2 protein-coding genes are annotated in these 1,813 nt (G+C 64.9%); both read left to right on the top strand.

Translation table 11 applies throughout. The features are described 5' to 3' along the window. Positions 1-118: 118 nt before the first annotated feature. Positions 119-1,036: a helix-turn-helix transcriptional regulator gene (locus ABT116_RS44125; RefSeq protein ID WP_351646481.1), complete on the top strand. Its 918-nt coding sequence runs from the start codon at positions 119-121 to the stop codon at positions 1,034-1,036. 148 nt (positions 1,037-1,184) lie between these two features. Then, positions 1,185-1,813: alcohol dehydrogenase catalytic domain-containing protein (locus ABT116_RS44120; protein WP_351646483.1), on the top strand; the 629-nt coding region annotated here is incomplete at its 3' end.

Raw genomic sequence — 1,813 nt, 5'->3', positions numbered from 1 at the left:
GATTTGGATTTCGAGAATCGCTACACCTCGTTGGTTATTGATTCTTTGAATCGGTTGCAAATATTCGGCCTAGACTCGAACCGATACGCTCCTCGTTCTGACGCCGCACCCCGGACCGGTGAAAACGGCATCTCTCGAATTGATCCAGGCGCTGTTCGCAGTGACTGCAACCGGAATCCAGCTCCAGGTCCGGAACGCGAGCCCCGCATATCTCGCCGAGTCGCGGGCGGCGTCGTCCGAGCGTGCGCGCACCGTGGCAGAGATGACGGAGGTGCACGCGGCCACCCTCGAAACGATGCTGGCGACGCTGCGCTCGGCGGATCTCGACGACACACGTGCGCGAACCTCGGCCAGGGAGACTGCGGCCTCGGCCCTGATCGGCCTTCGTTCAGCCGTCGACGTGCACCGCGAGTTGGCCGAAGAGTCCACCACCACGGCTTTTGCTCGGATGCGTGGGGAATTGCGTTCGCTGCTCAAGCATCGCGAAATCGCATTGGAATTGGTGGAGCCACCCGTCGACGGGCGCGGGCTACCCGGCGAAGTGGCGCACGGCGCCCGCGCGGTCGTCCGCGGCGCAGTCTTGGCGTTGTCGGATCAGCAGACGCTCTCGCGAATCCGGGTGGCCTGGACGCTCGACGCGGCTTCGCTCTCGATCGACATCCGCGACGACGGCGGCGGTGAAGCCGACGTGGTTGACGTGGAACGCCAATTGCGTTCGAGGGTAGAGACTTTGGGTGGAACCGTCGAATCCGAGTCGACGCCCGGGTGGGGGAACCGGATCAGTGCAACCATCCCGCTCGACGCGCCCGTCGCCCTACCGAACCGCGACGTCCTGACGGAACTGGCTCCGCGGGAGTTCGAGGTACTCGAGCATCTGGTGGCCGGACGACGCAACAAGGCAATCTCGGAGCGACTCGGCGTCAGTGAGAGCACGATCAAGTTTCATGTTGCCGGGGTCCTGCGGAAATTGGGCGTCGAGAGTCGGGGTGCGGCGGCCGCCGCGGGCGCGGAGGCCGGCGTGAAGCCTGCACCCTAGTCCTTTCGGCCAGGTCGGTCAGTCAGTTCGACCAGGGTTGCGGGCACCTGCTTCGGGCTAACCTTTCAACGAGTGCACATATCGCAATGTGAAAACACTGCGCCATGTGACGACACGTCCTCAATCGCACGAAGCCAGGAGCAAAGCCATGCCACAGCAGGTACGCGGCGTCATCGCCCGATCCAAGGGTGCCCCCGTCGAAATCGTCCCCATCACGATTCCCGATCCCGGTGCCAACGAGGTAGTGGTCGCCATTGCAGCGTGCGGTGTGTGCCACACCGACCTGACCTACCGCGACGGCGGAATCAACGACGAGTACCCGTTCCTGCTCGGGCACGAGGCGTCGGGCATCGTCGAGAGCGTCGGCCCCGGTGTCACTCACGTCGAGGTGGGCGACTTCGTCGTCCTCAACTGGCGTGCCGTGTGCGGGCAGTGTCGTGCGTGTAAGCGTGGCCGCCCGCAGTACTGCTTCGACACGTTCAACGCCGAGCAGAAGATGACGCTCGAAGACGGCACCGAACTGACGCCGGCACTCGGCATCGGCGCATTCGCAGACAAGACGCTGGTTCACGAAGGCCAGTGCACCAAGGTCGACGCCTCGGCCGATCCGGCTGTCGTCGGACTGCTCGGTTGCGGTGTCATGGCCGGCATGGGTGCCGCGATGAACACCGGCAACGTCGGACGCGGTGATTCAGTGGCCGTGATCGGGTGTGGCGGCGTCGGCCCACAGCGACCTGGCGCTGCTGCGCGACCACGACCACAGCGCCAAGGCCGCGC

The organism is Streptomyces sp. NPDC002130 (assembly GCF_040296465.1).
In the GTDB taxonomy this organism is placed as follows: Bacteria; Actinomycetota; Actinomycetes; order Streptomycetales; family Streptomycetaceae; genus Streptomyces.
This window is presented reverse-complemented; position numbering and strand designations above follow the sequence as displayed.